This is a genomic window from Burkholderia sp. JPY481 (genome assembly GCF_038900515.1).
Classification (GTDB): Bacteria; Pseudomonadota; Gammaproteobacteria; order Burkholderiales; family Burkholderiaceae; genus Paraburkholderia; species Paraburkholderia youngii.
This window is the reverse complement of sequence record NZ_JAYMRT010000004.1, coordinates 265,446-287,712: the sequence shown is the minus strand read 5'-3', so window position 1 is coordinate 287,712 and position 22,267 is coordinate 265,446. Positions and strand designations below refer to the sequence as shown.

Genomic DNA, 22,267 nt, shown 5'->3' with positions numbered 1-22,267 from the left:
TGTCCGGAGAAGACCATGATTTCGCAGCGAAAATTGAATCTGGCAGTACTGCTGTGCGCGCTTGCATCGAGCGCTGCATTTGCGGATACGGTTGCGCTGAAGGCGAATCTCCAGCCGTCGAGCGAAGTGCCGCCGCGTGTGAGTCACGGGCATGGCATGCTGAATGCGAGCTTCGACACGTCCACTCAATCGCTGCAGTGGACTGTTACTTACGAGGGCTTGAGCGGTCCGGTCACCGCCGCGCATTTCCACGGTCCCGCGCCGGTCGGCCAGAATGCGAAGGTCCAGGTGCCGATCGAGAAGAATGGGCTCGCGAGTCCGATCAAAGGCACGGTGAAGCTTACCGAGCAGCAGGTCATGGATCTAATGGCGGGGCAGTGGTACTTCAATGTTCATACCGCGCAGAATCCGACGGGCGAAATCCGCGGACAGGTGTTGCCGGCGAACTAGGCATGGACCTCGCGTTGGCCCGGCGCGCGTGCCGCGGCGACCATCACCGTCACGCGATTGGAACCCGCCAAACCAACGGCCCCTGCCAACCCACGTACCATGACGGGACTTCAACGAAGGAGCATGTCCCGATGAGCTGGCAAAGCGCGCTCGCGTGCTGGTATTTGCGCAGGCAGTTCCGGCCCGAAACCCTCAAACCGTTTATCAACGTCGAACGGGCGCGCGCGCTGACGTCGAAGCGCGTGTGGTCGCCACGCGTGCCGCGCGGCTGGCATCTGCGCGAAACGTACGGCGCAGGCAACGCGCCGCTCGTCGGCGAATGGCTGGAGCGCGTGGACGGCGGCACGGCCGGCGGCGCGGAGCCTACGGTGCTGTATTGCCATGGCGGCGGTTACTACTTCTGCTCGCCGCGCACGCATCGGTCGCTGACGTTCGCTCTCGCGACCCGCGCCGACGCGCGGCTTTTCTCCCTCGACTATCGCCTCGCCCCCGAGCATCGCTTCCCAGCGGCGCTCGACGACGCCACCGCCGCCTATCGACAGTTGCTCGCGATGGGCATCGCACCCAGCTCGATCGTGATCGCCGGCGACTCGGCCGGCGGCGGTCTCGCGCTCGCCACGCTGGTCGCGCTGCGCGACGCGGGTGCGCCGATGCCCGCGGGCGGTCTGCTGTTCTCGCCGTGGACCGATCTGGCGACGACCGGCGCGAGCCTGCGCACCAACGACAGCGTCGATCCGATGTTCTGCGGCGCCTCGATCGAGCGCGCGGCCAAGGTCTATCTGGGCGATGCGCCGCCCACCCATCCGTACGCGTCGCCGGTCTACGCGGACCTGCACGGTCTGCCGCCGCTGTTCCTGCAGGCGGGCAGCACCGAAGTGCTGCTCGACGACACGCGCCGCGTCGCCGACAACGCGCACGCGGCAGGCGTCGATTGCGAATGCGAGGTGTGGAACAAGCTGCCGCACGTGTGGCCGCTGTTCGCGCCGTTCATGCCGGAGGCGAACCGCGCGCTCGATCGCGCGGCCGCCTTCGTGCGACGCGCGACGAGCCGCGCCGCGAACAGGGCTCACGCGTCGAGTGTGATGTCGAGCGTCCGATAGACGGCTTCGATCGTTTGCTGGCCGTATTGCCGCTCGAGCCGCCGCACGGTGAAGTGCCCGTGCGCGACCTGCTGGAAGTGATCGATAAACACGGTATTGACCATCGCGCCGAGCACCGCGCCGATCGCCGGAATCGATTTGGCCGCGATCTGCTCGCTGACCTGCACCGAAAAGCGCGCGGCGATCGCGTTGATGAGCCGCAGCAGCGCCGCCGAGCCGTGGGCCGTGAAGCCCTTGCTGGCCACCTCGGACGACGCCTTCGACACCGCCTGCGCGAGCGCGCCGCGCATGAAGAAGTAGCCGAGGTCGGCGTCGTCGTCCTCGCTCGAGGTGCCGCCCATGCCGAGCACGGTCAGGCATTGCAGTTGTGTGTCGACCGAGGTCAGGTCCTCGCCCTCGCTGCGCGCGATGTCGCAGATGGATCGAAACATCAGCGTGGTCGTGACGGGCAGTTCGACCGGCAGCGCGAGCAATCCAAACGCGCCGCCAGCCGCGCCGGTCGTCGCGACCGCGAACTTGTGCAGCAGGTTGTTCGGCTTGTCCGGCGCGAGCAGCCTGGCGTCGTCGCGCCGGCCGAGCGTGCGCAGCGCGATCGACAGACATTTGCGCAACGCGGCCTGCGTCGCATCGGACACTTTTTCGTTGGCGAACACCGGAATGCGCGACAGCAGCTTTTCGATCGGCGCGCCGACGACGCTGGCGAGCTTCATCGCGAGCGCAGGGCTTTCGAGCTGGTGTTTGGCGCGCCGCAGCGCGGCGAGGTCCTGCTCCGATAAGGATGGTGCTGCGAGCGAACTCGGCTGCATGAGCCTCCCTGGCATGTCATGGCGTGGGTACTGCAAGTGAGTCTACCGCGTTGCAAGGCGTGTTCCGTCCCGCGCGAAGCGGTGCAGCGTGGTATGATTTTCAATCTTTTGACACGTCAACTTTTGCTCCATCAAAAATGGCTGTCCATACCGCCGCCCACCATTCGAGTGGGCAAGTCTTACCGTTCCGCGAATCCCTGCTGGCCATGCTCGGCATCTCGTTCGTCACGATGCTGGTCGCGCTCGACCAGACCGTGGTCGGTACCGCGTTGCCCACCATCGTGTCCGAACTGCGGGGCTTCGAGCTTTACGCATGGGTCGCGACCTCGTATCTGCTGAGTTCGGTAATCACCGTGCCGATCTTCGGCCGGCTCGGCGATTACTACGGGCGCAAGCCGTTCGTGATTGCATCGATCGTCGTGTTTACCAGCGCCTCGGTGTTGTGCGGCGCCGCCAACGACATGCTGTTTCTCGTGCTCGCCCGCGGCTTGCAGGGCATTGGCGGCGGCATGCTGGTCGGCACCGCGTTCGCGTGCATTCCCGATCTGTTCCCCGATTCCGTCGTGCGGTTGCGCTGGCAGGTGCTGATGAGCTCGGCGTTCGGCATCGCGAATGCGGTCGGGCCTTCGCTTGGCGGTTTTCTGACGCAGTACTGCGGCTGGCGTTCGGTGTTCTATGTGAATCTGCCGGTTGGGCTGCTGTCGCTGTTTTTCGTCTGGCGTTTCCTGCCGCATCTACGGCACGTCGAGCATGAAGGCAAGATGCGGCTCGATTGGCCCGGCGCGCTGTTGATCGCGATCGCGCTCGGCTCGCTGCAACTGTTCGTCGAGTTGCTGCCGAAGCACGGCATCACGCTGAGCGCGTTCGCGCTGCTCGGGCTGAGCGTCGCGTCGGCCATCGCGCTGTGGAAATGGGAAAAGCGCTGCCCGACCGCGATCCTGCCAGTCGACATGTTCCGCAACCGTAGCCTCGCCGCGCTGTTCACGCTGGCCGTGCTCGGCGGCTTCACGATGTTCTCGCTGTTGTTCTACGCACCGCTGCTGTTCCAGGGCGGCTTCGGCATGTCGCCGAAAGAAGCGGGCCTCGTGATCACGCCGCTCGTCGTGTTCATCACGATCGGCAGTATCACGAACGGGCGCGTCGTGTCGCGGATCAAGAATCCGAACCTGATGCTGTACATCGGCTTTGCGATGCTCGCGCTGTCATGCCTCGGCATCGTCGTCGCGACCCGATCGATGCAGCAATGGGTGCTGATGTCGTTCATGGTCGTCGGCGGCCTCGGGCTCGGTTTCGTGATGCCGAATCTGACGATTTTCGCGCAGCAGACCGCGGGCCGCGAACACCTCGGCATCGCGACCGCGCTGCTGCAGTCGCTGCGGATGATCGGCGGCATGATCGGCACCGCGCTGACCGGCACGCTCGTGACCCACATGTACAAGAGCGGCGTGCGCAGTGCGCTCGAAGGCGCGGGCGCTTCGCACTGGTTCGGCAATCTGGGCGATCCGCAGATCCTGATCAACCGCGATGCGCAGACCACGCTCGTCGATCAGCTGACGCACGCGGGCCACAACGGCGCGATGCTGCTCGAAAGCGCGCGCGAGTCGCTGGTCGGCGCGATTCATCTGGGTCTCGCGATGGCCGCGCTGATCGCCGTCGTGTCGGTGTGGCAAAGCCGCCGCGTGCCGCCGGTCAAGCTCCAGCGCAAGCTCGAGCCGGTGATTCACGCAGACTGATTTTTTGGACTTGGTGTTGGACAGGCAGATTATGGAAGAACAGGACCGCGTCGCCGTCATGCAGCAATTTGGTCGCACGTATCGGGCCTTCATGTCGGCATTCGAGACCCAGGTGGGTCATCCGCTGCCACGCTGGCGCATTCTGCTCGCGCTGCACGAGCAGGCCGGCGAGTCGTCGCAGAAGCGGCTCGTCGAGCGGCTGCGCGTCGATCCGGGCGCGCTGACGCGGCAGTTGAAGGCGCTCGAAAGCCTGGGCTGGATCGCGCGCAGCATGGATGCGCGCGATAACCGCGTGACCAACGTGCGCCTGACCGAGGCGGGTCGCGACGCGACCGAAGCGAGCCTGCCGCGTCGCCAGGCGTTCTTGCACGACACGATGGCCGGGTTGCCGGATGAGGCGCTCGCGGCGTTGTCGAGCGCGCTGAAAATGCTGGAGACGCGCATCGGCGAAGTGGCGGCCAATGCGAGCGCAGCGGCCGGCGCCGCTGGAGCAGCCCAGGAAACCGCCGGCGACGAGGCGGCCCAACGCGTGTGATTTTTTCTCCGCGTGCGACGACAAAAAAAGGCTGTGCGCCCTTGGGCTCACAGCCTTTTTTCTATCGTCGAAAAGCCCGCGCTTCAGCGCGGCGCAATCCACTCCAATCCAATCAGAAAAACGTCTCGATCACTTCCTTCACGCGATACTGTGGATCGACCAGCAGCACCTGCTTCCACTTGTCGAACGTCAGGCACGGATGCGAGATGTCGAACGCGATCATGTCGCCCACTTTCAGATCGGCGCCCGGGGGAATGCGCAGATACGCGTGCTGATCCATCAGACCGAAGATTTCCCAGCCCTCGCTCGCGGCGATGTCGCGCGGCGCTTGCTGGCCCGGACGATAGTGGCGCGCCGGCTCCGGCATGCCCGCGTCGAACGCGGAGTCGCGTTTGCCGAGGCCGATGATCGCGCGATCCGGCTCGGGAATCGACTGCACGTACGCCCACAATTGCAGCGCCGGCAGCAAGCCTTCGCCCATTTTCTTCGCGACCGGATTGCGCTTGAAGATGTCGGTCTGCGCCTTTCGATAGACGCCGACGTCATGCGTCAGGTAGCAGCCGGGCCGCAGCACGACCTCGACCTTGCCGGTTTGCGTCGCCTGCGCGAACTCTTCGGCGACCACGTCGTACCACGCCGATCCCGCGCCCGATAGCACCGCCGGCGAGCGCGCGAAACGCCCCTGCTCGACGAGCTCGCGCGTGACCGCAACCGCGCCTTGCAGGAACGCGCGCACCTCGGGTTCTTCCTTCAGCACGCCCTCGTACAGTTCGACGCCCGCGAGCTTCAGCACGTCCGGATAGCGCGCGATCGCGTCCAGCACCGCGTTGCGCTGCGCTTCATCGCGCACGCCGGTGCGCCCGCCCGGCACGCCGAGTTCGAGTAGCACCTGCAGCGGCTTCTTCACCGAGGTGAAGAATTCGCCGAGTTGCTCGACACCTTCGGCCGAATCGACGAGGCAGAAGAATTCGAAATCCGGATCGCTGAGCAACTCGGCGATCATCATCATGTTGTGGCGGCCGACCAGCTGATTCGCCATCAGGACGCGCGACACACCGCCGTGATACGCCGCGCGCACCTGATGAGCGGTGGCGAGCGTGATGCCCCACGCGCCGGTTTCGAGCTGACGGCGAAACAGTTGCGGCGCCATCGTGGTCTTACCGTGCGGCGCGAGCTTGACGCCGTATTCGGCGACGAACGCCTGCATCCACTTCAGGTTGTGCTCGACGCGGTCCTCGTACAGCACCGCGGCCGGCAGGCTGACGTCCTCGGCAAGCAGGTTCCACTCGAGGCGCGCAGCGTCCTTCAGCTGGACGCTCGTGCCCGGAACCATGCCCAAGCCCTTGCTATAAGGATCAATCGTCGCGCCCTGATAGTTTGTAACTTTCATGTCTCCGTGCTCCATCGTCCGGTTAAATTGAATCAAATTTGACTTTACCATGTTAACGAAAGTACGATGTCCGGAGAAATGTTATTTAGTACCACGGGTTTCGAAGGCCGCCGGAAAGGGGCGCGAAAGCCGTGCCGCGAACCCCATCGCCCGCCATGAACAGTAGCGCCGAACCGCTCGCTTTCGACATCGTCGCGCGCATCGCCGAATGCGCGCCGGAGTTGCGCTCGGCCGAACGCAAGGTCGCCGCGCTGATTCTCGACGATCTGACCGGCGCGTCGCGCGCGAGCATCGGCGCCCTCGCGCAGCAGGCCGAGGTCAGCATCGCGACCGTCACGCGTTTCGCGAAGGCGGTCGGCTGCCGCGACGTGCGCGAGCTGAAGCTGCGGCTCGCGCAGGCGGCCGCGGTCGGTCAGCGTTTTCTCGAGCGCGACGCAGCAAGTGACGCACCCGAGCCGATCGCCACGCGCGTGTTCGACGAACTGCAAACCGCGCTCGCGCACAATCACCAACTGCTGCGCCTAGCGCCGCTCGCCGAAGCGGCGGCCGCGCTGCGCAATGCGCGCATGACCTACGTGTTCGGCATGGGCGGCGGTTCGACCGCGCTCGCCGACGAAATGCGTTTCAGGCTCGTGCGCCTCGGCCGCCCGGTCGCGACCTATCAGGACGCGCTGTTGCAGCGCATGGTCGCGAGCACGGTGTCGCGCGACTGCGTGGTGATCGCGCTGTCCACCACGGGGCGCGTGCCGGAGATGGTCGAGAACTGCAAGATCGCGCGCAGCTATGGCGCGACGGTGGTCGCGGTGACCGCGCCCGCGTCGCCGCTGGCGAAGCTCGCCGACTGGCTGATCCCGATCGTCGCGTTCGAAACCGACTTCATTTACAAGCCGTCGTCATCCCGTTACGCGATGATGATGGCGCTCGATGTGCTCGTCACCGAACTTGCCGTCAGCCAGGGCGACGAGAGCCGCGAATTGCTGCGCCGCATGAAGCACGCGCTCGACGCGCACCGCGGCGGCGGCGATCGACAACCGTTAGGAGATTGATCCATGCATTCGCATCCCGAAGCCGCCGACACGCTGATCGTCGGCGCGCAACTGTATGACGGCACGGGCGCACCGCCCGTCGAGCGCGATGTGGCGATCCGCGACGGGCGCATCGCCGCGATCGGCAATCTGTCGAACTGGCTTGCCGAAGAGGTGATCGAGGCCGAGGGGCGCGCGCTCGCGCCGGGCTTCATCGACGTGCACACGCACGACGACACACACGTGATCCGCTCGCCGCAAATGCTGCCGAAGATCACCCAAGGGGTGACGACGGTGATCGTCGGCAATTGCGGCATCAGCGCGTCGCCGGTGTCGCTGAAGGGCGATCCGCCCGATCCGATGAACCTGCTCGGCGAGCGCGATGCGTTCCAGTATCCGACCTTCGCCGACTACGTGAGCGCGGTGAACGCCGCGCGGCCGGCGGTGAACGTCGGCGCGCTGATCGGCCACACGGCGTTGCGCAATAACCAGATGGACCGGCTCGATCGCGCGGCGACCGCCGAGGAAATCGAGCGCATGTGCGCGCAGCTCGAGGAAGCGCTCGCGCACGGCGCGCTGGGTCTCAGCTCGGGGCTCGCATACGGCTCGGCGTTCGCCGCGCCGACCGAGGAAGTGATGGCGCTCGCCGAGCCGCTCGCGGCCGCGGGCGCGCTGTACACGACCCACATGCGCACCGAGTTCGACGCGATTCTCGACGCGATGGACGAGGCCTACCGCGTCGGCCGTCATGCGCGCGTGCCGGTCGTGATCTCGCATCTGAAGTGCGCGGGGCCGTCGAACTGGGGGCGCAGCGTCGAGGTGCTGAAATCGCTCGAAGGCGCGCGCGGCGGGCAGCCGGTCGGTTGCGACTGCTATCCGTACAACCGCAGTTCGTCGACGCTCGATCTGAAGCAGGTGACGGGCGACATCGACATCACGATCACGTGGTCCGAGCCGCATCCCGAGATGGCGGGCAAGCTGATCAAGGACGTCGCCGCCGAATGGGGCGTGTCGCAGCAGGAAGCGGGCAAGCGCCTGCAGCCGGCGGGCGCGGTCTATCACAACATGTCCGAAGACGACGTGCGGCGCATCCTGTCGCATCCGGCGACGATGGTCGGCTCGGACGGCTTGCCGAACGATCCGCTGCCGCATCCGCGGCTGTGGGGCGCGTTTCCGCGCGTGCTCGGCCACTATGCGCGCGATGCCGCGCTGCTGCCGCTCGAGGAAGCGGTGCGCAAGATGACGAGCCTGTCCGCGCGCCGCTTCGGTCTCGCGCAGCGCGGCGAAGTGCATATCGGCTATCACGCCGACCTCGTGCTGTTCGATCCGGCGAAAGTGCACGACGTGGCGACCTTCGACAAGCCGCAGCAGCCCGCTGCCGGAATCGACGCGGTGTGGGTCAACGGCGTGCTGTCGTATCGCGACGGCGCGGTGACGGGCGAGCGGGCCGGCCGGTTCGTCACGCGCGGTGCGCCGTCGAAGGGCGATGCTCAGGGCGCGTTCTGATTTTTATCGATTGATGGTGGCACGCGCGGCGAGGGCGCCGCGTACGTGCCCGACTTTTTGAGGAGTGTGACGATGAAGCGATATGGCGTGGAAGGCGGAAAGGGAACGGGCGGTCAGGTAATGCCGTTCGCGCGCGCGGTCGAAGCGGACGGCTGGCTGTTCGTGTCGGGCCAGACGCCGATGGAAAACGGCGAAGTGATCAACGGCGGCATCGTCGAGCAATCGCACAAAGCGATCCAGAACGTGTTCGCGATCCTGAAGGAAGCGGGCTACGGCGCCGAGCACGTCGTGCGTTGCGGCGTGTGGCTCGACGATCCGCGCGACTTCGCGTCGTTCAACAAGGTGTTTCGCGAGTATTTTGGCGAGAATCCGCCGGCGCGCGCGTGCGTGGTGTCGTCGATGGTGATCGACTGCAAGGTCGAGGTGGATTGCGTCGCTTACAAGAAGCCGGCGGCCTGAGCGCTTTGACGGCTTCGATGTGATGAGGGCGCCGCAGGCTGTGATGGCCTGCGGCGCCCTCGTTGCGATTGCCGCGGTGCTTACCGTTACTGCCGCGCAAGCCGCATGTTGTCCGGCATCGGCAGGTTGTAGTTGGTGCGGAACGGGTTGATGTCGAGCCCGCCGCGGCGCGTGTAGCGCGCATAGACCGCGAGCTTCAGCGGTTTGCACATCTTCATGATGTCGACGAAGATCCGCTCGACGCATTGCTCGTGAAAGCCGGTGTGATTACGGTACGAGATGATGTAGCGCAACAGACCCGCGTGATCGATCTGCGGCCCGGCATAGTGGATCTGCACGCTGCCCCAGTCCGGCTGGCCGGTCACCGGGCAGTTCGACTTCAGCAGGTTCGAGAACAGCGTTTCCTCGACCGGCGCCTCGCCGTGCGCCGCGCTCAGGAGCGACGCATCCGGCTGATAGACGCTCGCCTCGAGTTCGAGCCGGTCGAGCGACAGGCCGCCGAATTCTTCCATTTTCAGCTTGCCGAATTCGTGCGGCGTGTACAGATGCACCGACACGGTCGCGCCGCACGACGCGGACACGTCGCGCCTGATCGTGTCGCGCACGGCCTCGGTCGATTCGAAGGCGGTCTGCGCGAACGAGCCCAGGTACAGCTTGAACGATTTCGATTCGACGATGTTCGGCGAGTCGGCCGGTACGAAGAACGTGGCGACCGCGATTTGCGGTTTGCCGCGCGCGTTGAGCCACGACAGCTCGTAGGCGTTCCAGATGTCGGTGCCGAAAAACGGCAGTCGCGCGGTAATGCCGATCGCCTCGCGCGCATGGCTGCGCGCAATCGGAAACAGCAGCGTCGGATCGTATTGTTCGGTGTAAGTCGAGGACTTGCCGAGCGGAGATTGTTCGGGTGTCATGATGCGTTCACGATGCCACTCAGCACGTGCCCGGTCGCCGTTACGACGCGGGCCGATTCGCAGTGGCCGATCTGGTCGTCGAAGAAAAAGTCGGGCTCGAACTCGCGCAAAAATGCGCTTTTGTCGAGGCCGCCGAGGAACATCGCTTCGTCGATTTCGATGTTCCACGCCATCAGGGTACGGATCGCGCGCTCATGCGCGGGGGCCGAGCGTGCTGTTACCAGTGCTGTGCGAATGCGCATCGGCGCGGCCGCGTCCGCGAGTTTTTGCAACCGGTGCAGTGCTTCGAGCAGCGGCTTGAGCGGTCCGTCCGCGAGCGGCAGATGCTTGTTGTCGATCTCGTGACCGACGAACGCGCGCAGGCCGTCCTTCTGGAAGATGCGCTCCGCTTCGTCGGAAAACAAGACCGCGTCGCCGTCGAACGCAATGCGGATTTCGTCCGGGTACTTGCTCGCCATTTTCGCCGATTCCGGCAACACGCGTGCGGCAGGGAAGCCAGCGGCGAGTGCATCGCGCACGTCCTGCTGATTCGCCGACAGAAACAGCGACGCGCTCAGCGGCTTCAGATAACCGAACGGTGCGCGGCCGCGCGTGAACACGCCGCGCTCGATCGCGAGCCCGTGTTCGCGGCACGAATGAAACGCGCGCAGGCCGCTGATCGGATCGCTGCGCGACAGGATCACCACTTCGACGCGATGACCGCCGGCGGCGTTCAGCGCGAGCAGCTTGCGGATCAAAGGAAAGGCGACGCCCGGTTTCGCGGGCACGTTCAGGCGCTCGCGCTGCAACGCTTCGTAGGCCTTCAGGTCGCCGGCCTCGTAGACGCGGTTCTCTTCCTCGAAGTCGAACAGCGCGCGCGACGAGATTGCGACCACCAGTTTGTCGACAAGCGAAAGCGCCATCGGTGAGTTCCGGTCCGAAGAGATCAGGCGAGGAAGAGGCGATAGACCGGGTTTTTCGTTTCTTCCCAGCACGGATAGCCGAGCGTTTCGATGAAGCGCTCGAACGCTGCATGGTCGCTCTCGGGTACCTGAATGCCGACCAGAATCGAGCTGTAGTCCGCACCCTGGTTGCGATAGTGGAACAGGCTGATGTTCCAGTTCGGCGCCATCGACGACAGGAATTTCATCAGCGCACCCGGACGCTCGGGAAACTCGAAGCGGAACAGACGTTCGTCGCGCGCGAGCGGCGAACGGCCGCCAACCATATAGCGGATGTGCTGCTTAGACAGTTCGTCGAAGGTCAGATCGACCGTCGCGAAGCCGTGCGCTTCGAATGCGCCGGCGATCTGCGCCGGTTCGCTGCGATTGCGGATCTGCACGCCGACGAAGATATGCGCCGAGTTCGCGTCGGCGATCCGGTAGTTGAATTCGGTGACGCTGCGCGTGCCGACCAGCTCGCAGAAGCGCTTGAAGCTGCCGCGCTCTTCGGGGATCGTCACCGCGAAAACGGCTTCACGTGCTTCGCCCACTTCCGCGCGTTCGGCGACGAAGCGCATGCGGTCGAAGTTCATGTTCGCGCCCGACGTGATCGCGATCAGCGTCTGGTTCTCGATGCCTTCCCGTTCGGCGTACTGCTTCGCGCCCGCCACCGCCAATGAACCCGCCGGTTCGAGCACGCTGCGCGTGTCCTGGAACACGTCCTTGATCGCCGCGCACAGCGCATCGGTGTTCACGAGCAGCACTTCGTCGAGATATTCGCTGCACAGACGGAAGGTTTCCTCGCCGACGAGCTTCACCGCGGTGCCGTCGGAGAACAGGCCCACTTCGTTCAGCGTCACGCGCTCGCCCGCCTTCAGCGACGCGGCCATCGCGCACGAATCATCGGTCTGCACGCCGATCACCTTGATCTCCGGACGCACCGATTTCACGTATGCCGCGACACCGGCCGCGAGACCGCCGCCGCCGATCGGCACGAAGATCGCGTGAATCGGCCCCTGGTGCTGGCTCAAAATTTCCATCGCGACGGTGCCCTGGCCGGCGATCACGTATGGATCATCGAACGGATGCACGAAGGTCAGGCCGCGATCTTCCTGCAGCTTGACCGCGTGACCATAGGCATCGCTATACGATTCGCCGAACTGCACGACCTCGACGGTCGGCCCGCCATGCGTGCGGATGGCGTCGACCTTGACCTGCGGCGTCGTCACCGGCACGACGATGATCGCCTTCACGCCCATGCGTGCGGCCGACAACGCGACGCCCTGCGCATGATTGCCCGCCGACGCGGTGATCACGCCGCGACTGAGCGCTTCGGCCGGAATGTGCGCCATCTTGTTGTACGCGCCGCGCAGTTTGAACGAGAACACCGGCTGGTTGTCCTCGCGCTTCAGATAGACCGGATTGCGCAGCCGCGCCGACAGGTTCGGCGCGCGTTCGAGTTCGGTCTCGCGCGCCACGTCGTAGACGCGCGCGGTCAGGGTCTTTTTCAGGTAGTCGTGGGAAACCATGCGGGTCGCGCGGTGCGCTATGTGAGACGGGAAAACGTCAATGATAGCGCCAACGGTGCCCGCTCTGGCCGTTCCGCGCGCGGCGGGGAGGGGTGGCACGCCCTTGGTGGGGCCGTTTCGGCACTGCAAAGCGAAGTTTGCCAAACCGTCCGGCCGGTCAATGGGGTCGCATGCGAAACGCCGCGGGATTCGCCGCCAAATCCCCCGAAGCACCGTCACCGCCCAGGTTCCCGCCGTCAACGCGTGGCGGGATGATGCGGTAGAATTCCATTTTGGAATAAGGATCGGAAGATGCACTGGCAGCCTCGGATCGCCCATTTAATGCCCGTTCCGCGCGAATCGTGCCCCGCGGCGGAGCGGCATGTCCGCCACGCGCGATCGTGTAGCTGTCTCTGAGTGCCGCGAAGCGACCGCCGTGAGTTGGCCGCCGGTCGTGTTCGCTTCCCCTGGAAGCCCTAGAAGATTTCAAGCATTGCGCCCCACGCGCATTGTCGGCCGACGCCTCGTGACGAGCGCGCCAGGCCGACCTACCGAGTCGTCCAAACATGAACGCACCTCAAGTTTTCGATCCGCACGGCGCCGCCGCTGCGGTGGCCGCCGATCCCGAAGCGCGTCTGCGCGAAATTCCCTACAACTACACGTCGTTCTCCGACCGCGAAATCGTCATCCGCCTGCTCGGCAACGATGCCTGGGACGCGCTCGCCGAACTGCGCGCCGAACGCCGCACCGGCCGCTCGGCGCGCATGCTGTATGAAGTGCTCGGCGATATCTGGGTCGTGCGCCGCAATCCGTATCTGCAGGATGACCTGCTCGACAATCCGAAGCGCCGCGCGCTGCTGATCGAGGCGCTCAATCACCGCCTCGCCGAAATCGAGAAGCGCCGCCGCGCCGATCTGCGCGAGCACGGCGACGAAGCCGGCGTCGAGCGCGCCGCGCGCGTCGAAAAGCTGGTGCAGGCCGCGCGCCGCGCGATCGACCAATTCGCCAGCGAATTCCAGCAGACCTACGACCTGCGCCGCCGCACCACGCGCGTGCTCGGCAAGGTCACGCAGAGAGACAACATCAAGTTCGACGGCCTGTCGCGCGTCTCGCACGTGACCGACGCGACCGACTGGCGCGTCGAATATCCGTTCGTCGTGCTGACGCCGGACTCCGAGGCCGAAATCGCCGGCATGATCAAGGCCTGCTTCGAACTCGGCCTGACCGTGATTCCGCGCGGCGGCGGCACCGGCTACACGGGCGGCGCGGTGCCGCTCACGCCGTTCTCGGCCGTCATCAACACCGAAAAGCTCGAACAGCTCGGCCCGGTCGAAATGACCCAGCTGCCGGGCGTCGATCGCAAGGTCGCGACGATTTTCTCGGGCGCGGGCGTCGTCACGCGGCGCGTGACCGAAGCGGCCGAGCAAGCCGGCTTCGTGTTCGCGGTCGACCCGACCTCGCTCGACGCGTCCTGCGTCGGCGGCAACGTCGCGATGAACGCGGGCGGCAAGAAGGCGGTGCTGTGGGGCACGGCGCTCGATAACCTCGCGTGGTGGCGCATGGTCGACCCGGAAGGGAACTGGCTCGAAGTCACGCGTCTCGAGCACAACATGGGCAAGATCCACGACATCGAAGTCGCGCGTTTCGAGCTCAAGTGGTTCGACGGCAACTACGCGCCGGGCGAGAAGCTGCTGCGCACCGAATCGCTCGACATCAAGGGCCGCGTATTTCGCAAGGAAGGCCTCGGCAAGGACGTCACCGACAAATTCCTCGCCGGGCTGCCGGGCGTGCAGAAGGAAGGTTGCGACGGTCTCATCACGTCGGCGCGCTGGGTGCTGCACAAGATGCCCGCGCATACACGCACCGTCTGTCTCGAGTTCTTCGGCCAGGCGCGCGAGGCGATTCCGAGCATCGTCGAAATCAAGGACTACCTGTTCGAAACGTCGCGCCAGGGCGGCGCGATTCTCGCGGGCCTCGAGCATCTGGACGAGCGCTATCTGCGCGCGGTCGGCTATGCGACCAAGAGCAAGCGCAACGCGTTTCCGAAGATGGTGCTGATCGGCGATATCGTCGGTGACGATGCGGATGCGGTCGCGCAGGCTACGTCCGAAGTCGTGCGCATGGCCAACGGCAAGAGCGGCGAAGGTTTCGTCGCGGTGAGCGCCGAAGCCCGCAAGCGCTTCTGGCTCGACCGCAGCCGCACCGCCGCGATCGCGAAGCACACCAACGCGTTCAAGATCAACGAAGACGTCGTGATTCCGCTCGACCGCATGGGCGAGTACACGGACGGCATCGAGCGCATCAACATCGAGCTGTCGCTGAAGAACAAGCTGCAACTGGTCGACGCGCTCGAAGCGTTCTTCAAGGGCGGCAAGCTGCCGCTCGGCAAGAGCGACGACGCGAACGAAATCCCGAGCGCCGAGCTGCTCGAAGACCGCGTGCAGCAGGCGCTCGATCTGCTCGCGCGTGTGCGCACGCGCTGGGAATTCGTGCGCGACAAGCTCGACTTGTCGCTGCGCGAGGCGCAGCACTATCTGGTCGGCCTCGGCTACGAATCGCTCGCCGAGAAGTTCGCCGATCGCGTCGACGCGCAACCGGACGCAGCCGTCTTCCACCTCGCGCAGGACCGCACGATCCGCGTGTCGTGGAAGCAGGAAATCCGCGCCGAATTGCGGCAGATTTTCAACGGCGGCGAGTTCAAGCCGATCCTCGACGAAGCCCAGGCGATCCACAAGCAGGTGCTGCGCGGCCGCGTGTTCGTTGCGCTGCACATGCACGCGGGCGACGGCAACGTGCACACGAACATCCCGGTCAACTCCGACAACTACGAGATGCTGCAGGACGCGCACACCGCGGTCGCGCGCATCATGAAGCTCGCGCGTTCGCTTGACGGCGTGATCTCCGGCGAGCACGGCATCGGGATTACCAAGCTCGAATTCCTGACCGACGACGAGATCGGCGAATTCCGCAAGTACAAGCAGCGTGTCGATCCGCACGGCCGCTTCAACGCGGGCAAGCTGCTCGAAGGCGCGGACCTGCGCAACGCGTACACGCCGAGCTTCGGCCTGATGGGCTACGAGTCGCTGATCATGCAGCAGTCCGATATCGGCGCGATTTCCGAGTCGATCAAGGACTGCCTGCGTTGCGGCAAGTGCAAGCCGGTCTGCGCGACGCACGTGCCGCGCGCGAACCTGCTGTACAGCCCGCGCAACAAGATTCTCGCCACCTCTTTGCTGGTCGAGGCATTCCTGTACGAAGAGCAGACGCGCCGCGGCGTGTCGATCAAGCACTGGGACGAGTTCAACGACGTCGCCGATCACTGCACTGTCTGCCACAAGTGCGTGACGCCGTGCCCGGTGAAGATCGACTTCGGCGACGTGTCGATGAACATGCGCAACCTGTTGCGCAAGATGGGCAAGAAGAAGTTCAACCCGGGCAACGCGGCGGGCATGTTCTTCCTGAACGCGACGAATCCGCAGACCATCAACCTCGCGCGCACCGCGATGATGGGCGTCGGCTACAAGGCGCAACGCCTCGGCAACGAGGTGCTGAAGAAGTTCACGAAGAAGCAGACCGCGCATCCGCCCGCCACGGTCGGCAAGCCGGCGATCACGCAGCAGGTGATCCACTTCATGAACAAGAAGATGCCGGGCAACCTGCCGAAGAAGACCGCGCGCGCGTTGCTCGATATCGAGGACAACAAGATCGTCCCGATCATCCGCAATCCGAAGACGACCACCGTCGATACCGAAGCGGTGTTCTACTTCCCGGGCTGCGGCTCCGAGCGGCTGTTCTCGCAGGTCGGTCTCGCGACCCAGGCCATGCTGTGGGAGGCGGGCGTGCAGACCGTGCTGCCGCCGGGCTACCTGTGCTGCGGCTATCCGCAGCGCGGCTCGGGCCAGTACGACAAGGCCGAGCAGATCGTCACCGACAACCGCGTGCTGTTCCACCGCGTCGCCAATACGCTGAACTACCTCGACATCAAGACGGTGGTGGTGTCGTGCGGCACGTGCTACGACCAGCTCGCCGGTTACGAATTCGAAAAGATCTTCCCGGGCTGCCGGATCATCGACATCCACGAATACCTGCTGGAAAAAGGCATCAAGCTCGATGGCGTGAACGGCGTGCGCTACATGTACCACGACCCGTGCCACTCGCCGATCAAGACGATGGACCCGGTCAAGCTCGTCAACCAGCTGATGGGTTCGGAGCAGGACGGCTACAAGATCGAGAAGAACGACCGCTGCTGCGGCGAGTCGGGCACGCTCGCGGTCACGCGTCCCGACATCTCGACCCAGGTGCGCTTCCGCAAGGAAGAGGAAATCCGCAAGGGCGCGGCGAAACTGCGCGGCATCCCGCTCGTTGCCGAAGCGGGCGCGAACGCGATCAATCCGGCCAATGCATCGGCCGGATCCGCCGGTGCGCCGAACGGTTCGGTGCTGAAGGCCGGCGACGGTCCGCAGCCGGGTAACGGCAATGCGGCTTCGACCGACGTCAAGATCCTCACGAGCTGCCCGTCGTGCCTGCAAGGGCTGTCGCGCTACAACGAAGACGCGGGTACCGAGGCCGATTACATCGTGGTCGAGATGGCACGTCACGTGCTCGGCGAAAACTGGATGGCGGACTACGTACAACGGGCGAACAATGGCGGAATCGAGCGCGTGCTGGTTTAATGGCACGACCGACGATATTTGCCGAGGACGACGATGGACTGCGTTTTTTGCCGTGAAGACGGCGGCGATGTGCTATGGCAGGACGACGCGTTGCGAGTCGTCCTCGCCGACGAACACGACTACCCGGGCTTTTGCCGGGTCATCTGGAATGCTCACGTAGCCGAGTTTTCGGATCTTTCCGCCGACGAGCGCGATCACGTGATGAAGGCCGTCTACGCGGTCGAGCGTGCGCAGCGGCGCGTGATGCAGCCGGCGAAGGTCAATCTCGCGAGCCTCGGCAACCAGGTGCCGCACGTGCACTGGCACGTGATTCCGCGTTTCTCGAACGACGCGCATTTCCCCCTGCCGATCTGGGCGCCGCGCCAGCGCACGGTGTCCGAAGCGATGCTGTCGTCGCGTCGGGCGCACGCCACGCTGCTGCGCGAAGCCGTGCGGCAGGAAATCGAACAGGCGCTGGGCTGAGCATCGCTGAATCCGCCGCCGCGCACCGCCGGGCGTCGGTCGGTGCGCAGGGCGGCCGATGCGTCGTTATCACCCGCCGTTATCTGATGAGGCCAACATGAGCGGATTGACTCCCGAGACGCCGGTGCCGACCGGCGTGGTCGTGCATTCTAAGTCGCGCGTGCTCGAACTGCAGTACGCGAACGGCGAAGCGTACCGGCTGCCGTTCGAACTGCTGCGCGTGTATTCGCCGTCGGCGGAAGTGCAGGGCCACGGGCCCGGCCAGGAAACGCTGCAGACGGGCAAGCGCGACGTGACGATCACGATGATCGAAGGCGTCGGCAATTACGCGCTGCAGCCGACTTTCTCCGATGGACACTCCACTGGTATCTACTCGTGGGACCTGCTGTACGACATGGCCGTGCGTCAGGATGAACTCTGGCGCGCGTATCTCGCCAAACTGGCAGCGGCCGGCATCGACCGCGACACGCCGATGGTGCCCGCCGCTGCTGCGCACGGGCACTGTCACTGATACGATTCGCTCCCGAACGCCGCTCGAGCGGCGCAACATTCAAGAACACGCGAAAGGACGAGCGCGATGAGCAAAACCCACTTCGGCTTTCAATCGGTCGACGAACAGGACAAGGCGCAGAAAGTGGCGGGGGTGTTCCACTCGGTGGCCGCCAACTACGACCTGATGAACGACCTGATGTCGGGCGGATTGCACCGGGCGTGGAAGGTGTTCACGATCGCCCAGGCGAACGTGCGGCCGGGCTACAAGGTGCTCGACATCGCGGGCGGCACGGGCGATCTGTCGAAAGCGTTCGCCAAACAGGCGGGTGAGACGGGCGAGGTCTGGCATACCGACATCAATGAATCGATGCTGCGCGTCGGCCGCGACCGGCTGCTCGACAAAGGCATCATTACGCCGACGCTGCTTTGCGATGCCGAAAAAATCCCGTTTCCGGATAACTATTTCGACGTCGTGACGGTCGCGTTCGGTTTGCGCAACATGACGCATAAAGACATCGCGCTCGCCGAGATGCGGCGTGTGCTGAAACCGGCCGGGCGACTGCTCGTGCTCGAGTTCTCGAAGGTATGGGACCCGCTGAAGAAGGTCTACGATCTGTATTCGTTCAAGGTGTTGCCGTGGCTCGGCGAGCGCTTCGCCAAGGACGCGGAAAGCTACCAGTACCTGGCGGAATCGATCCGCATGCATCCTGACCAGGAAACTTTGAAAACTATGATGGAACAAGCTGGTCTCGACGGCGTCAAATATTACAATTTGTCAGCTGGCGTGGTAGCGTTGCATGTGGGGACCAAATACTAGGGTCCTCTAACCCATCGATTTTTAAAGGAAAGTGCGAAATGTCCGATTCGAATTTGTTATCTGCTCGTAAGGTTAAGGGGTCGCTGGCGAGAAGAATCGGACTGATCGCGATGGTCGGTCTGCTGACGGTCGGCACGCTTGCCTCTCTCGACGCCGAAGCACGCCGTATTGGCGGAGGCCGCAGCTTCGGCCGTCAGTCGAACAGTCTGCAGCAGCAGCGCCAGACGCCGCCGCCGTCCCAGCCGGCGCAGAACAATCAGGCCACGCAGCAGAGCGCCCAACCGGCGGCTCCCGCAACCAAGCCCACGCCGCCCGCCGCGCCGAACCGCAATCGCTGGCTCGGCCCGATCGCCGGTCTCGCGGCCGGTCTCGGCATCGCCGCGTTGTTGTCGCATTTCGGGCTCGGCGAGGCGTTCGCCGGCATGTTCGCCAACGTGATCGTGATTGCGTTGATCGCGATGGTCGTGATCTGGCTGATCCGCCGCTTCACCGGTCGCAAGCGCGATGCGGCGCAACCGGCTTACGCGGGCACGGCGCCGTCGCTGAACACCAAAGGCACCGACTATATTCAGGAGCCGCGTTACACCGCGCCGCCGACCGGCTCGTACCTCGAACCGCAAGGCAACCCGTTGACCACGCCATCGCTCGGCGCGACGCCGTCAGTGCCGGCCGGCTTCGATTCCGAAGCGTTTCTGCGTAACGCGAAGGTGTACTTCGTGCGCCTGCAGGCCGCGTGGGACGTCGGCAACATCGATGACATCCGCGAATTCACGACACCGGAAATGTTCGCCGAAGTGCGCGTCGATCTCACCGCGCGCGGCACGCAGCCGAACCAGACCGACGTCGTGCAGTTGAACGCCGAGCTGCTCGGCGTCGAGGAGCGCGCGACCGAATACTTCGCGAGCGTGCGCTTCTCCGGTTTGATCCGCGAGGCGCCGGGCGCGGCGGCCGAGCCGTTCGTCGAAGTCTGGAATCTGACGAAGGCGAACCGCGCCGGCGAAGGCTGGCTGCTTGCCGGCATCCAGCAGGTCGAGCAACACTGACATGCCGAAGCGTCGAGTCGCGTTTGCCTCGCAAAAAGCCGACCACGGCACAGCGATTCCTCGCCTCGCGCATCGCTTAGGCCGTTCGGTATAGCAGGCCGCGAAGCGAACGGACGTTACAATGGGAGCCCGCGCAAGCACCTCGCTCGCGCGGGTTTTTTCTTGCCACCTTCGATGACCCTCGCCGCCAAGCCCTTCGCTGCCGCTGTCAATCATCTGCTCGCCCGCGAATCGTGGGCCCGCGAGCGCCTCGCCCCGTACGCGGGCAAGACCGCACGCCTGTCATGTCCACCGGTGGTGCTTGCACTGCTCGTGCAGCCCGACGGCTATCTCGGCACGCTCGACGAAGCCGATGCGCACCAGTTCGACGTGACGATCTCGGTGCCATCGGACGCACTGCCGGCCTTCCTGCAAGGTGGCCAGGCCGCGGTGATGAAGCACGTGAAGATCGAGGGCGACGCCGAGTTCGCGACCGTGATCGCGAAGCTCGCCGAGCATCTGCGCTGGGAGCCGGAGGAAGATCTCGCGAAGCTGATCGGCGATGGGCCCGCGTGGCGCATTACGTCGCTCGTGCGTTCGGTCGGCGAGCATGTGCAACGCACCGGCCGCAACCTGCTCGACACGGCAGCCGAATATCTGCTCGACGAGAATCCGCAGCTGGTGCGCCGCACCGCGCTCGCGGACTTCAATGTCGAGCTGGCGCGCGCGCGTGATTCGCTCGCTCGCGTCGAAAAGCGCATCGAGCGTCTCGAACAGAAGGTCGAAGCCCGCGGCGCGCAAGCGTCGGGCGGCGCCGCCACGTCGCGCGGCACGCGCTAGTCAACGGGCCCAGCCATGCGTTTTCTGCGTTTTCTCAAGATTTTTTTCACGGTCATCCGCTTCGGCCTCGACGAAATGATGTTGAGCCGCATCAACGATCGGCGCGTGCGTCTGCTGTTGCGTATCACGACGCTCGGTCGTAAGTTCGATGCGCCGCCGGGCGTGCGTCTGCGGCTCGCGCTCGAAAGCCTCGGGCCGATCTTCGTCAAGTTCGGGCAGGTGCTGTCGACCCGCCGCGATCTGCTGCCGGTCGATATCGCCAACGAACTCGCGAAGCTGCAGGATCAGGTGCCGCCGTTCGATTCGGCGGTCGCGATCGCACTCGTCGAGAAGTCGCTCGGCGCGCCGGTCGACGTGTTGTTCGACGATTTCGAGCGGGTCCCGGTCGCGAGCGCGTCGATCGCGCAGGTCCACTTCGCGACGGTGAAGGCCGGCCAGCACGCAGGCAAGGCGGTCGCGGTGAAAGTGCTGCGCCCCAACATGCTGCCGGTGATCGATTCCGACCTTGCGCTGTTGCGCGACATCGCCGTGTGGGCCGAGCGTCTGTGGGCCGATGGCAAACGCCTGAAGCCGCGCGAAGTGGTCGCCGAATTCGACAAGTACCTGCACGACGAACTCGACCTGATGCGCGAGGCCGCCAACGGTAGCCAGCTGCGGCGCAACTTCCAGGGGCTCGACCTGCTGCTCGTGCCCGAGATGTACTGGGAATTCTGCACGCCCACGGTGCTCGTGATGGAGCGCATGGTCGGCGTGCCGATCAGCCAGGTCGATACGTTGCGCGCGGCGGGCGTCGATATCCCCAAGCTCGCGCGCGAGGGCGTCGAGATTTTCTTCACGCAGGTGTTCCGCGACGGCTTTTTCCACGCCGACATGCACCCCGGCAACATCCAGGTGAGCCTCGATCCCGCGCACTTCGGCCGCTATATCGCGCTCGACTTCGGCATCATCGGCGCGCTGTCGGACTTCGATAAAAACTACCTCGCGCAAAACTTCCTCGCGTTCTTCAAGCGCGACTACCATCGCGTTGCGACGCTGCATCTGGAGTCGGGCTGGGTGCCGCCGACCACGCGTGTCGAGGAACTCGAAAGCGCGATCCGCGCGGTCTGCGAACCGTACTTCGACCGCGCGCTGAAGGACATTTCGCTCGGCCAGGTGCTGATGCGCCTGTTCTCGACGTCGCGGCGCTTTAACGTCGAGATCCAGCCGCAGCTCGTGTTGCTGCAAAAGACGATGCTGAACGTGGAAGGCCTCGGCCGTTCGCTCGATCCCGAACTGGATCTCTGGAAGACCGCGAAGCCTTACCTCGAGCGCTGGATGAACGAGCAGATCGGCTTGCGCGGCTGGTATGAACGCCTGAAGATCGAGGCGCCGCAGTGGAGCAAGACGCTGCCGCAGTTGCCGCGCCTCGTTCACAACATGCTGGCCGAACGCCATCATCCGGTGGGCGGCGCGAACGACGACGTGATTCGCCAGATACTGCTTGAGCAGAAGCGCACCAACCGTCTGCTGCAAGGCCTGCTGCTGTTCGGCGTGGCGGTCGGCGTCGGCGCGATGCTGGCACGGGCGTTCCTGGCGCTCGCTTACGGCGGTTGAGCGCGGCTGGCGGCCCATTGGCCGC

Annotated in this window: 19 protein-coding genes; 14 read left to right on the top strand and 5 right to left on the bottom strand. The window is 64.9% G+C overall.

The genetic code is table 11. The features are described 5' to 3' along the window. Positions 1-15: 15 nt before the first annotated feature. Both VSR82_RS13290 and VSR82_RS13285 read left to right on the top strand, forming a co-directional pair. On the top strand, positions 16-450 hold the full coding sequence (locus VSR82_RS13290) for a CHRD domain-containing protein (protein ID WP_368584463.1): 435 nt from the start codon (positions 16-18) through the stop codon (positions 448-450). Between the two features lie 131 nt (positions 451-581). Beyond that, the gene (locus VSR82_RS13285) at positions 582-1,550 is read left to right on the top strand and encodes an alpha/beta hydrolase (protein WP_429460951.1); all 969 of its coding nucleotides are present in this window, start codon (positions 582-584) and stop codon (positions 1,548-1,550) included. Here the strand turns inward: VSR82_RS13285 and VSR82_RS13280 are convergent. Then, a complete protein-coding gene (locus VSR82_RS13280) occupies positions 1,517-2,356 on the bottom strand; it encodes an EcsC family protein (RefSeq protein ID WP_368584467.1) in 840 nt (279 codons plus the stop codon). The genes VSR82_RS13285 and VSR82_RS13280 overlap by 34 nt on opposite strands. Before the next feature lie 137 nt (positions 2,357-2,493). Between VSR82_RS13280 and VSR82_RS13275 the strand changes: the two genes are divergently transcribed. After that, positions 2,494-4,089, top strand: a complete 1,596-nt coding sequence (locus tag VSR82_RS13275; RefSeq protein WP_498857736.1) for an MFS transporter — start codon at positions 2,494-2,496, stop codon at positions 4,087-4,089. Positions 4,090-4,120: 31 nt separating this feature from the next. Next, positions 4,121-4,624 (top strand): MarR family winged helix-turn-helix transcriptional regulator, encoded by a 504-nt coding sequence (locus tag VSR82_RS13270; RefSeq protein ID WP_176125033.1) that lies wholly within the window; start codon positions 4,121-4,123, stop codon positions 4,622-4,624. 112 nt (positions 4,625-4,736) lie between these two features. On the opposite strand, the gene VSR82_RS13265 is transcribed toward VSR82_RS13270, so the two are convergent. Next, a complete protein-coding gene (locus VSR82_RS13265) occupies positions 4,737-6,014 on the bottom strand; it encodes an amino acid deaminase (protein ID WP_429460947.1) in 1,278 nt (425 codons plus the stop codon). A gap of 155 nt (positions 6,015-6,169) precedes the next feature. On the opposite strand from VSR82_RS13265, the gene VSR82_RS13260 reads away from it, so the two are divergent. The 3 genes from VSR82_RS13260 to VSR82_RS13250 all read left to right on the top strand — a co-directional run bounded on the left by VSR82_RS13260 (position 6,170) and on the right by VSR82_RS13250 (position 9,004). Then, complete coding sequence (locus tag VSR82_RS13260; RefSeq protein ID WP_429460945.1) at positions 6,170-7,060, top strand: MurR/RpiR family transcriptional regulator; 891 nt, start codon at positions 6,170-6,172, stop codon at positions 7,058-7,060. A gap of 3 nt (positions 7,061-7,063) precedes the next feature. Beyond that, on the top strand, positions 7,064-8,545 hold the full coding sequence (locus tag VSR82_RS13255; protein ID WP_368584471.1) for an N-acyl-D-amino-acid deacylase family protein: 1,482 nt from the start codon (positions 7,064-7,066) through the stop codon (positions 8,543-8,545). Positions 8,546-8,617: 72 nt separating this feature from the next. Continuing rightward, positions 8,618-9,004: a RidA family protein gene (locus VSR82_RS13250; RefSeq protein WP_008923846.1), complete on the top strand. Its 387-nt coding sequence runs from the start codon at positions 8,618-8,620 to the stop codon at positions 9,002-9,004. 86 nt (positions 9,005-9,090) lie between these two features. Here VSR82_RS13250 and queF read toward each other — a convergent pair whose 3' ends face one another. Genes queF through ilvA form a run of 3 tightly spaced genes read right to left on the bottom strand, consistent with a single transcriptional unit; the run spans position 9,091 to position 12,406 of the window. Next, positions 9,091-9,915 (bottom strand): NADPH-dependent 7-cyano-7-deazaguanine reductase QueF, encoded by an 825-nt coding sequence (gene queF / locus VSR82_RS13245; protein WP_498857735.1) that lies wholly within the window; start codon positions 9,913-9,915, stop codon positions 9,091-9,093. Then, the gene (locus VSR82_RS13240) at positions 9,912-10,817 is read right to left on the bottom strand and encodes a 5'-nucleotidase (protein ID WP_368584473.1); all 906 of its coding nucleotides are present in this window, start codon (positions 10,815-10,817) and stop codon (positions 9,912-9,914) included. The genes queF and VSR82_RS13240 overlap by 4 nt, the downstream gene beginning before the upstream one ends. 23 nt (positions 10,818-10,840) lie before the next feature. After that, a complete protein-coding gene (ilvA, locus tag VSR82_RS13235; RefSeq protein WP_429461941.1) occupies positions 10,841-12,406 on the bottom strand; it encodes a threonine ammonia-lyase, biosynthetic in 1,566 nt (521 codons plus the stop codon). A gap of 503 nt (positions 12,407-12,909) precedes the next feature. Between ilvA and VSR82_RS13230 the strand changes: the two genes are divergently transcribed. From VSR82_RS13230 to ubiB, 7 genes are all read left to right on the top strand, one after another. Continuing rightward, positions 12,910-17,016 carry a DUF3683 domain-containing protein gene (locus VSR82_RS13230; protein ID WP_429460940.1) on the top strand — a complete coding sequence of 1,369 codons (4,107 nt, stop codon included), beginning with the start codon at positions 12,910-12,912 and terminating at the stop codon, positions 17,014-17,016. A 33-nt stretch (positions 17,017-17,049) separates the two neighbouring features. Next, positions 17,050-17,478, top strand: coding sequence for an HIT family protein (locus tag VSR82_RS13225; protein WP_013088371.1), 429 nt, complete (start codon positions 17,050-17,052; stop codon positions 17,476-17,478). Positions 17,479-17,575: 97 nt separating this feature from the next. Further along, positions 17,576-17,989 (top strand): gamma-butyrobetaine hydroxylase family protein, encoded by a 414-nt coding sequence (locus tag VSR82_RS13220; RefSeq protein ID WP_013088372.1) that lies wholly within the window; start codon positions 17,576-17,578, stop codon positions 17,987-17,989. A gap of 66 nt (positions 17,990-18,055) precedes the next feature. Further along, on the top strand, positions 18,056-18,787 hold the full coding sequence (gene ubiE / locus VSR82_RS13215) for a bifunctional demethylmenaquinone methyltransferase/2-methoxy-6-polyprenyl-1,4-benzoquinol methylase UbiE (protein WP_176122425.1): 732 nt from the start codon (positions 18,056-18,058) through the stop codon (positions 18,785-18,787). Between the two features lie 38 nt (positions 18,788-18,825). Then, the gene (locus tag VSR82_RS13210) at positions 18,826-19,830 is read left to right on the top strand and encodes a Tim44 domain-containing protein (RefSeq protein WP_429460938.1); all 1,005 of its coding nucleotides are present in this window, start codon (positions 18,826-18,828) and stop codon (positions 19,828-19,830) included. A gap of 174 nt (positions 19,831-20,004) precedes the next feature. Continuing rightward, positions 20,005-20,649 (top strand): ubiquinone biosynthesis accessory factor UbiJ, encoded by a 645-nt coding sequence (locus VSR82_RS13205; protein ID WP_176122427.1) that lies wholly within the window; start codon positions 20,005-20,007, stop codon positions 20,647-20,649. Positions 20,650-20,664: 15 nt separating this feature from the next. Next, on the top strand, positions 20,665-22,242 hold the full coding sequence (gene ubiB, locus VSR82_RS13200) for a ubiquinone biosynthesis regulatory protein kinase UbiB (RefSeq protein ID WP_176109573.1): 1,578 nt from the start codon (positions 20,665-20,667) through the stop codon (positions 22,240-22,242). The last annotated feature ends 25 nt before the right edge of the window (positions 22,243-22,267 follow it).

Coding starts and splice junctions, on each gene's coding strand:
- VSR82_RS13255 (WP_368584471.1), top strand. CDS start 7,064: ATGCATTCGCATCCCGAAGCCGCCGACACGCTGATCGTCGGCGCGCAA.
- VSR82_RS13240 (WP_368584473.1), bottom strand. CDS start 10,817: ATGGCGCTTTCGCTTGTCGACAAACTGGTGGTCGCAATCTCGTCGCGC.
- ubiB (WP_176109573.1), top strand. CDS start 20,665: ATGCGTTTTCTGCGTTTTCTCAAGATTTTTTTCACGGTCATCCGCTTC.
- VSR82_RS13205 (WP_176122427.1), top strand. CDS start 20,005: ATGACCCTCGCCGCCAAGCCCTTCGCTGCCGCTGTCAATCATCTGCTC.
- VSR82_RS13250 (WP_008923846.1), top strand. CDS start 8,618: ATGAAGCGATATGGCGTGGAAGGCGGAAAGGGAACGGGCGGTCAGGTA.
- VSR82_RS13280 (WP_368584467.1), bottom strand. CDS start 2,356: ATGCAGCCGAGTTCGCTCGCAGCACCATCCTTATCGGAGCAGGACCTC.
- VSR82_RS13225 (WP_013088371.1), top strand. CDS start 17,050: ATGGACTGCGTTTTTTGCCGTGAAGACGGCGGCGATGTGCTATGGCAG.
- ubiE (WP_176122425.1), top strand. CDS start 18,056: ATGAGCAAAACCCACTTCGGCTTTCAATCGGTCGACGAACAGGACAAG.
- VSR82_RS13220 (WP_013088372.1), top strand. CDS start 17,576: ATGAGCGGATTGACTCCCGAGACGCCGGTGCCGACCGGCGTGGTCGTG.
- VSR82_RS13275 (WP_498857736.1), top strand. CDS start 2,494: ATGGCTGTCCATACCGCCGCCCACCATTCGAGTGGGCAAGTCTTACCG.
- VSR82_RS13230 (WP_429460940.1), top strand. CDS start 12,910: ATGAACGCACCTCAAGTTTTCGATCCGCACGGCGCCGCCGCTGCGGTG.
- queF (WP_498857735.1), bottom strand. CDS start 9,915: ATGACACCCGAACAATCTCCGCTCGGCAAGTCCTCGACTTACACCGAA.
- VSR82_RS13210 (WP_429460938.1), top strand. CDS start 18,826: ATGTCCGATTCGAATTTGTTATCTGCTCGTAAGGTTAAGGGGTCGCTG.
- VSR82_RS13265 (WP_429460947.1), bottom strand. CDS start 6,014: ATGAAAGTTACAAACTATCAGGGCGCGACGATTGATCCTTATAGCAAG.
- VSR82_RS13270 (WP_176125033.1), top strand. CDS start 4,121: ATGGAAGAACAGGACCGCGTCGCCGTCATGCAGCAATTTGGTCGCACG.
- VSR82_RS13260 (WP_429460945.1), top strand. CDS start 6,170: ATGAACAGTAGCGCCGAACCGCTCGCTTTCGACATCGTCGCGCGCATC.
- VSR82_RS13285 (WP_429460951.1), top strand. CDS start 582: ATGAGCTGGCAAAGCGCGCTCGCGTGCTGGTATTTGCGCAGGCAGTTC.
- VSR82_RS13290 (WP_368584463.1), top strand. CDS start 16: ATGATTTCGCAGCGAAAATTGAATCTGGCAGTACTGCTGTGCGCGCTT.